This is a genomic window from Variovorax sp. GrIS 2.14 (assembly GCF_046115955.1).
Classification (GTDB): Bacteria; Pseudomonadota; Gammaproteobacteria; order Burkholderiales; family Burkholderiaceae_C; genus Variovorax.
This window is the reverse complement of record NZ_JBJXIA010000055.1, coordinates 1-7,791: the sequence shown is the minus strand read 5'-3', so window position 1 is coordinate 7,791 and position 7,791 is coordinate 1. Positions and strand designations below refer to the sequence as shown.

General features: G+C 62.6%; 12 protein-coding genes and 1 pseudogene. 3 read left to right on the top strand and 10 right to left on the bottom strand.

Annotation, left to right across the window (positions count from 1 at the left end; translation table 11 throughout):
- Window positions 1-106: 106 nt before the first annotated feature.
- The 7 genes from RCH10_RS26845 to RCH10_RS26815 form a co-directional block, all read right to left on the bottom strand.
- The gene (locus RCH10_RS26845; protein ID WP_323499531.1) at window positions 107-358 is read right to left on the bottom strand and encodes an EAL domain-containing protein; all 252 of its coding nucleotides are present in this window, start codon (window positions 356-358) and stop codon (window positions 107-109) included.
- 15 nt (window positions 359-373) lie between these two features.
- Window positions 374-673: a hypothetical protein gene (locus RCH10_RS26840; RefSeq protein ID WP_409054739.1), complete on the bottom strand. Its 300-nt coding sequence runs from the start codon at window positions 671-673 to the stop codon at window positions 374-376.
- A gap of 126 nt (window positions 674-799) precedes the next feature.
- Window positions 800-2,053, bottom strand: coding sequence for an FAD-binding domain-containing protein (locus tag RCH10_RS26835; RefSeq protein ID WP_323499528.1), 1,254 nt, complete (start codon window positions 2,051-2,053; stop codon window positions 800-802).
- Entirely contained in the window at window positions 2,050-3,600 is a 1,551-nt protein-coding gene (locus RCH10_RS26830; protein ID WP_323499527.1) for a cryptochrome/photolyase family protein, read from the bottom strand. Before RCH10_RS26830 ends, RCH10_RS26835 begins: the two co-directional genes overlap by 4 nt.
- Before the next feature lie 7 nt (window positions 3,601-3,607).
- On the bottom strand, window positions 3,608-3,739 hold the full coding sequence (locus RCH10_RS26825) for a DUF2256 domain-containing protein (protein ID WP_409054741.1): 132 nt from the start codon (window positions 3,737-3,739) through the stop codon (window positions 3,608-3,610).
- A gap of 55 nt (window positions 3,740-3,794) precedes the next feature.
- The gene (ubiG, locus tag RCH10_RS26820; RefSeq protein ID WP_323499526.1) at window positions 3,795-4,541 is read right to left on the bottom strand and encodes a bifunctional 2-polyprenyl-6-hydroxyphenol methylase/3-demethylubiquinol 3-O-methyltransferase UbiG; all 747 of its coding nucleotides are present in this window, start codon (window positions 4,539-4,541) and stop codon (window positions 3,795-3,797) included.
- 11 nt (window positions 4,542-4,552) lie between these two features.
- Window positions 4,553-4,813 (bottom strand): hypothetical protein, encoded by a 261-nt coding sequence (locus tag RCH10_RS26815; RefSeq protein WP_409054738.1) that lies wholly within the window; start codon window positions 4,811-4,813, stop codon window positions 4,553-4,555.
- A 100-nt stretch (window positions 4,814-4,913) separates the two neighbouring features.
- Here RCH10_RS26815 and RCH10_RS26810 point away from each other — a divergent pair, with 100 nt between their 5' ends.
- Both RCH10_RS26810 and RCH10_RS26805 read left to right on the top strand, forming a co-directional pair.
- Entirely contained in the window at window positions 4,914-5,936 is a 1,023-nt protein-coding gene (locus RCH10_RS26810; RefSeq protein WP_409054737.1) for a MerR family transcriptional regulator, read from the top strand.
- Window positions 5,937-6,296: 360 nt separating this feature from the next.
- A complete protein-coding gene (locus RCH10_RS26805; RefSeq protein WP_409054736.1) occupies window positions 6,297-6,542 on the top strand; it encodes a hypothetical protein in 246 nt (81 codons plus the stop codon).
- On the opposite strand, the gene RCH10_RS26800 is transcribed toward RCH10_RS26805, so the two are convergent.
- The 3 genes from RCH10_RS26800 to RCH10_RS26790 all read right to left on the bottom strand — a co-directional run bounded on the left by RCH10_RS26800 (window position 6,539) and on the right by RCH10_RS26790 (window position 7,540).
- The gene (locus tag RCH10_RS26800; protein ID WP_409054735.1) at window positions 6,539-6,838 is read right to left on the bottom strand and encodes a sigma factor-like helix-turn-helix DNA-binding protein; all 300 of its coding nucleotides are present in this window, start codon (window positions 6,836-6,838) and stop codon (window positions 6,539-6,541) included. The two genes, RCH10_RS26805 and RCH10_RS26800, sit on opposite strands and share 4 nt — an antisense overlap.
- Window positions 6,805-7,062 (bottom strand): RNA polymerase sigma factor, encoded by a 258-nt coding sequence (locus RCH10_RS26795; protein ID WP_409054740.1) that lies wholly within the window; start codon window positions 7,060-7,062, stop codon window positions 6,805-6,807. The genes RCH10_RS26800 and RCH10_RS26795 overlap by 34 nt, the downstream gene beginning before the upstream one ends.
- Window positions 7,063-7,282: 220 nt before the next feature.
- The gene (locus tag RCH10_RS26790; protein ID WP_409054734.1) at window positions 7,283-7,540 is read right to left on the bottom strand and encodes a hypothetical protein; all 258 of its coding nucleotides are present in this window, start codon (window positions 7,538-7,540) and stop codon (window positions 7,283-7,285) included.
- Between the two features lie 100 nt (window positions 7,541-7,640).
- Here RCH10_RS26790 and RCH10_RS26785 point away from each other — a divergent pair.
- Window positions 7,641-7,791 (top strand): annotated as a pseudogene (locus RCH10_RS26785) (IS6 family transposase); the annotation flags it as partial.

Sequence of the window (7,791 nt, the reverse complement as noted above, 5' to 3'; positions counted from 1 at the left end):
GATCAAGATGTCCTTGGGCGCGCGCAGTCCCGTCGACTACCGAAGAAGCTTGGGCCTCACGGCATAAACAGTCCAAGTTTTTAGCCGCATCCCCGATGGCTCAGTTCTACTTCGGCGCGGACACTGCCCATCGGCGCAAGTTCGAATGGCCGTCGCCAAAGTTGTCCAGCGCGAGTCGTATGCCGGCTGCGCTCAGCGACTTGACCGTGCGCACCAGCGCCTGCGGGTCGGTCGCACGTTCATGCTCAGTCAGTTCAATGACAAGCTTGCGTGGATCGACCCCCGAGTTGGCGAGCATGCGGGGCAGTACGGTGGTTGCCGCCCGAACCAGCGCGTCGGCGCTCAGGTTGACGAACAGGGTGCCATCCTGCCCCTACGCGAACCATTGCGCGAGGATGACGTCGACGCACTTCAGCTCGAATAGCATCACGCTCGACTCGAGCGTCGCGCATTCGAAGAGCACGCTGGGCATATGCAGCGGCCCATCGACGGGGCCGCGTATCAGCGCCTCGTGGCCATACACCGCGCCGTTTCGCAGATCGACCAGCGGCTGGAAAACTGCGTGGAGCCGGCCGTCGTCCATGAGCCCTTGCAAAGGCCCGTGCGCAGGCGCTCTCGAACCCGGTTGAATCGAGAGGCGCAGCAGTGTGTTGACAGGAGACGAAGGGCGCATGTGAATGAAGTTGCACCTTAGGAGCGCTTTAAGACAGCAATGTGACGTGTCGGCAAGGCAGCGCAGTTTTTTTGAGGCGGCCCAGCGGGCCTTTGCGGAACATCCGCGCGGCCTCGATGCCGGCGATCACGACAGTTCAGCTTGCTCAGACTGATCGAAGAGTGGCCCGGCTGATCCGCGGTCAAGCCACTGCGACAGTCCGGGTAACTCGTGCAAGGTCTGTGCGCCGCGCGTTGCACCTGTCCACCAGCGCGAGAACGAGGCGCACGGCCGCTCGACTTGGGCGAACAGGCGCGGTGCCGGGCGTCGAATCACTGAGGCGGGCAACAGCGCATCAACATGTGGATCGGCCAGGGTCTGAACCGACCGTGCGCCGGCCAAGACCAACGTGGCGTGTTCGCGGCTGCCAGACAAAGACAGCGGTGCCACTTCGGCCAGCCGCGCCCCCACGAAAGCCCAGCGAGCGGGGCTCCACGGCCAGACATCATGAAAGTCCGACAGCAGCAGCCCCACGCACAGACAGCCGGCGGGCAGGTCGCGCGGCGGCTCGTCCAAGGCCCAGGGGTGGACCAGCCAGACGTCGCGGCCAACCAGATCGATCGCCAGAGGCGCGGTCACAGCGCCCATCGCGGAAGGCCGATGCAACCGTTCGGGCTCATCGACGCCGTCGCGCGCGGCAGAAACGGGCGGGGTCCACCGACTGCGTGCGATGACGTCCAGCGCGTCATAAGACCGGTCGATCACGCTACCCTCACTGTGCCAACCTGCCGGTGCGTAGCGCGCCACATTCTCTGCATTGAAGAGATAGGGTTTGCTGCTGCCTGTGCCGGCCACCCACTGCCAACTGAGGTGATTGCTGGCGAGGTCGCCGTCGAGCAGGTGGGCGTACAGCCAATCGGCGCCGGCGCGCCAGTGCACCTTGCGCAGATGCACGACGTAGCTGGCCAGCCACATGCGCGCATGGTTGTGCAGCATGCCAGTGGCATACAGCGTGCGTACGGCCATGTCGATGGCCGGCACGCCAGTGCGCGCCTGGCGGATGTCTATTGGCAACTCGCTCGCATAGGCGTCGGCGGGCATCGGACCCTCGTGCAGCGACTGCAGGATGGCGTCGTCGCCGCGTTGCGCCCAGACATGGCGGAAGAACTCACGCCAACCGAGTTCGAAAACGAACTTGTGTTGCAGGTCCAACCGGTGCCGGACTGCGACTCTGGCCAGCACCTCCGGCAGCGTGACCAAGCCGTGCGTGATGTAGGGCGACAGCTGGGTCACCGCACCTTCGATTGCATTGCGAGTGCGCGCGTAGTCGGCTGGCCGTACGGCGGCGATGCGGGCCAGCGCTGCGGCCCGGGTCGGCACGAAGGCGCTGTGACAGCTCATGAACTCACGCCCACCTGGCCGGCGCGGATCGCATCTGCGCGCTGCGTCACTGCCTGCCGTTGCGCGTCGCTCATTCGGTCAACGTTCTTGACCTGCAGCGCCATTCGCGAGTTCTTCCGCAGCAGCGGTTCATGGCGCATCAGAAAGTCCCAGTAGAGCGTGGTGTAAGGGCAGGCACGTTCGCCTTCGCGCAGCGCCGGGTCGTAGCGGCAGCCGGTGCAGGGCCCGCCCATGCGCTGGATATATTTGCCGGTGGCGACATACGGTTTGCTGGCCATCAGGCCGCCATCGCCGTACTGGCTCATGCCCAGCGTGTTGGGCAGTTCCACCCACTCGACGGCATCCACATACACCGCCAGGTACCACGCGTGCACCTCCTGCGGACGCACACCCAGCAGCAGCGCGAACAGACCGGTCACCATCAGGCGCTGGATGTGGTGCGCGTAGCCGTGCTGCAGCGTCTGCAGCAACGCGTCGCGCAGGCACGCCATGTCGGTTTGGCCGGTCCAGTACCAGGCCGGTAGAGCTTGCTGCGCATCGAGCGCGTTGCGTTCGGCGTAGCCAGGCATCTGCGTCCAGTAAATGCCGCGCACGAATTCGCGCCAGCCCAGGATCTGGCGGATGAAACCTTCCACGCTTTGCAGCGGCGCGCGGCCCCCGCGGTACGCCTCCTCGGCGGCCTGCACCACTTCGCGCGGGTTCAGCAGCTTGAGATTGAGTGCAGCCGACAGGTGCGAGTGATAAAGCCAGGGCTCGCCGGGCCACATCGCGTCTTCATAGTGGCCGAACAGCGGCAGGCGCTGTTCGATGAACGAGTGCAGCGACGCCAGCGCCTGTTCGCGCGTGACCGGCCAGGCAAAGCTGTCCAGATTGCCGGGGTGCTTGGCAAAGCGCTGGTTGACGAGTGCAATCACCTGGCGCGTCAACGCATCGGGTTCGAACGTGGCGCGCGCGGGCACGCCCATCGGTCCTGCGGCACCGAAAGCTTTGCGGTTGTCGGCATCGAAGTTCCACTGGTCGCCTTCGGGCTTACCGTCCTTCACCAACACGCCGTGGCGCTGGCGCAGTTCGCGGTAGAAATACTCCAGTCGCAGCGCTTTGCGCCCCTTGGCATGGGCTGCGAACTCACGCACTGTGGTGTAGAAGTGTCGGTCTTCGCAGATCTCCAGCGCCACGCCAGCCGCTCCGGCCTCGACGTTCAGCGACTGCCAGACGCGCCAGTCGCCCGGCGCGGTCATCACCAGGCGTTGCGGCTTCAGTCGTTGGAGCGTCACTTGCAACTCAGCCGCCAGACTGCCGCCATTGCCCGTATCGTCCAGGCTTGTGTAGTGCAACGGCCGGCCGGCGTCGCGCAACGCCTGTGCAAAGTGGCGCATGGCGGCCAGGAACATGACGATGCGTGGCTTGCCCGACCAGACATGGGTCGACTCTTCGGCCACCTCGGCCATCCAGACGGCGTCTTGTTCGGGATCGAAACCGTCGAAGGCGGCGGCGTCGAGGTCGAGTTGGTCGCCGAGAACCACAACCAGTGTGCGTACGTTGGTCATGTGCTGCTCAACCCTGGCCCGCATGGCTACCGGATTTACTGCATGCGTCTGAACAATACTTCACCTCGTCCCAATTGCGTGCCCAGCTCTTGCGCCACGTCATGGGACGACCGCAGGCAACGCAGATCTTGCTCGGCAGTGACTGTTTGTTGCCCTTGAAAGAGAGCGGCTTGACTTGGTTGATCGATCGCTCTTCATTGCAGTGTTCCCGCTGGCGCCACAGCGTCGCGCGCGAAAACTGCCAGGTAGTTGACCCGGGTGTCGCGACACCAGGAGGCCCGATGCAGCACTGGCAGGTAGCGCATGCCGAGCAGATCGGTCTGCTGCATGCCCGCACGGGCTACTGCAGCGGCCAGTTCGGCGGGCCGCACAAAGCGCCGCCACTGATGGGTTCGGCGTGGCAGCACGCGCATCACGTATTCGGCAGCGACGATGGCGAGTACGAAGCTCTTCCAAGTGCGGTCGATGGTGGATGCAAAAAGCAGCCCGCCAGCGGCGACGCGGCGTGCCACGAACTCGGCAAATGCAGCGGCGTCGTTGACATGCTCGACTACCTCCAGTGCCAATACCACATCGAATTGTTCTTCCTGGCCCAGCGTCTGGGAAGGGTCACCGAGCCGATACTCGACCGCGACGCCATGCCGTGCGGCGTGCAGCCGGGCCGACGCCACGTTGCCGGGCGATATGTCGATGCCCACCACGTGGGCGCCCATGCGCGCCAACGGCTCCGACAAAAGACCGCCGCCGCAGCCGACATCGAGAATGCGCAAGCCCTTCAGCGACGCTCCGCGCGCCAGCCCAAAGTGCGACTCGATGCGTTCGAGTGCGTATGCCATTCGTAAAGCGTTGACGACATGCAGTGCCCGCATCGGCCCGGTGCTGTTCCACCAGGTCGTGCTGAGCCGGTCAAAGCGCTCGATCTCGGGGTTGATCGCGTTCATGCAGATGTCTTTCACAGGCGGCGGCAGATCGCCACCGCGCCGCGCGATCCGACGCCAACGATCCAGCCCCAAACGCGCAGCACTGGACCAGAGTCGCCGCCGCCACCAGCGGCTGCCGCCTCTTCACAAGGGGCCACCTCGTCGCCTTGGCAGTCCTGCAAGGTCTGGCGCAACTGCCTTGGCTGACGCCGGTACATCGCGACCTCGCGGGAGCAGGCCGGGTAGCCACCGTCGAAGTACACGGTCGGGAGTGCGGAGGCATTTTCTAACATTATTAAATGGTAGACGAATAGGTTCATAACCAACTCAAGAAGGTTTAATTAGCCTTAATTAAGCAATAATACGACTCAAATCAAACTCAAAGAAAGATCCATGGTCCTCAAAGAGCTGCTTGTCCCTGCGGCCCAGCCCACCTTCCGCAGCGGAGCGGTTGCGCGCATGGCAGGGATGCCGGTGTCGACCCTGCGGATATGGGAGCAGCGCTACCAAGCGGTAGGCCCCACCGTCGCGCCTTCCGGACACCGGCTTTACGGCGCTGCCGACGTCGAGCGGGTGCTGCTGCTGCGGCAGTTAACCGAGCGGGGGTATGCCATCGGCTCGATTGCCGCGCTGGACGCCGCGCAATTGCAGCAAGTGACCAGCACGCACTCGGCCAGTCCTGCCGGCCACGGTGTTCGATCGGCCCGAGGGACGGCAGCGCTGCGCTTGATCGTGGTCGGGCAGGCGCTGGCGCTGCGGCTGCAACGCGCCGCGGTGGTCCAACGCCAGACGCGTCCCTGGCGGGTGACGGCAGTGTTCGAGTCGCTCGCTGAAGCCAGCCATGCGGCCGCTGGCGTTGCGGTCGATTTGCTGCTGTGGCAAACGCCGGGGTTACAAGTCAGCGCACTGCCTGGGCTGAAAGCTGCGCAAGACGCCTGGCGCGTCCGGCAGGTGGCGGTTGCTTATCGGTTCGCGGGTGCAGCAGCGACGAGTGCGTTTGTCGCCGCCGGTGCAGTGATGCTGCGCGAGCCGGGCGACGACGCTTCGCTGGCAAAGTGGGCGACCTCGCTGGAAATTAGGTTGGTGCAGGGCGCCCCAGCGGCCGACGCGCAGTCCGTGCGGCGAAATACGCCAGACGTGGCAGCGAACCCCATTGCGCCGCGTCGCTTCAACGACGCCACACTGACGGCGATCGCGGGCCTGTCGCCGACCCTTGCCTGCGAATGCCCGCGCCATGTGGCGGAACTGCTGATGCAGCTGTCGAGCTTTGAGTCCTACAGCGCAGACTGCGCCAACCGCAGCCCGGCCGATGCCGAGTTGCACGCCTACCTGCAGCGCGTCGCGGGGGTGTCGCGTGGCTTGTTTGAAGCGGCCCTGGAACGCGTAGCGCACCAAGAGGGCTTGATGCTGCCTTGAACCCGTAGCTCAGCGCTGAATCCAAAGGATCCACGTGGAAAGATGCGCAATCTGATCAAACAGGACACGACCCGGTCCATCTCGTCGAGAAGCTCGCGTTTTGGCGTGATCTTCGTGAATGGATTGGACCCAGGCCAAGTTGCTTGGGAGGCGTCACGCGTTGGGATGACATGGCTTCTGATCGTTGCATCCTAATGCCAATTCGACACGACTCTTTTCAGCGTGAAAAGACTGAATGACACTGGCACCCATCTGCAGCGCTGGGTACCTGATCAATGCATTCATCAACTCACCAACTGGAAATAAATTGCAGTCCAATCAACAGTCGTAGTTGTTTTGAAAGACGGTACCCAGCAATCCTTGACCGCCGATTCCGTTATTTTTTCGCTGCCGAACGGGAGTGAGATTGAAGCCAGCGTACTCGACGGCGATCACACCGCGTCAGGTCTCAATCTCTCATCCCCGCCGTGGGACCCGATAGAGCTGCAACGTACGTCGTTTGAGCCGACAATCATCGTCGTCCGTCCCCTGGCTTCAGACGTCATCAGCGTCGACGTGGAGCGTGAAAAGAAGGTTGCTGGCGGTCATAGTCGGGGACGCCTCTAGGCAGTCATTGCGGCGCGCAAATTGGTCAATCCGCGCCGAATATAAGTTCTGACCGTACCGATTGGCATCGCGTTGTGGGAAGCGATTTCGCTGTGGCTCATATCGCTCAAGTACGCAAGCCTGAGCAGATCACGCTGGGGCGCCTTGAGTTGGCCGAGATGCCAACACGCTTCTTCATAAAATCTCTTGGAATCCAGCACGCTTCCGGGGTCTAACTGATCGGACGACGATTGTTCCTCGTCGCGATCGTCTAAATCAAAAGTTAAGCTTTCTCTGCTGGTGACTTGGCGACGCATGCTCTCTCTATGGCCCGGCTGCGCGTGATCACGAGCATCCACGCCATCGCCGAACCTCGTTCCGGCGCAAACGCCGGCGCTAAAACCCAAATCTTCATGAATGCCTCTTGGAGAATGTCCTCTGCAGTTTCCCTTCTGCGACAAACTTTGAACGCCCAGCGGTAGAGGACGCCGTGAGAAAGTTCATAGAGGTCGCGAAAAGCCTGTGCATCTCCGGTCGCCACGCTGCACACGAGCTTTTCAAGATGCGCCTCGCCGTCAGTCAGGGGTTTCTGTGCACTGTGTGGGGGTTGCGTTTGCACCGAAGGTTCCAGAAATCCGGGCTATCTTGGATAAGACAAAAGCTTGCGTTTTCGTGCGGTATGCGACGAATATGTAACGCCAACATCCGTTTATGGCTTTCTCTTTTCTGCTCGTCCTGAACACAACCGGGCGAATATCCAGTTAGCTGGAACGTCCGGTTGCAAACGCCGCCCGCAACTGTTTGCCAGCGAGCGCCTGAGCCTTCTTGGCGCTTGGTACCACCGCCGCCATACCGAAGAATTCGTGTGTGGTGCCTGGAAACATCTTGTGCTCAACTTTGACGTTCTGGGCTTCTGCGACGGTGCCGGCCAGCCACTGGTCGACGTCACCGGCCTCGATCGGGATCACGCTGCGTTTGTCCTGGGCGTCCGGTCTAAACATGGGATCGGGCTTGGGCATGCGGCGCATCAACGGGTGGTGTTGAGCGTGAGCATCGTGTAGCTCTAGTTCTGTCGCAGTAAGAAGCGACGAGTAAGCTGAAGCGCTGGGCAAGAACAAGATGAACGAAGCACTACGCAGGATTTTGAAGCGGCTGCACTACCCCATTGAGGTGAAGCTGGTGTGCGTTCGCTGGTAAGCGGCGTACCCGTTGAGCCTGCGACAGATCCAAGAGATGATGGCCGAGCGTGGGGTTGTGGTCGATCACGCCA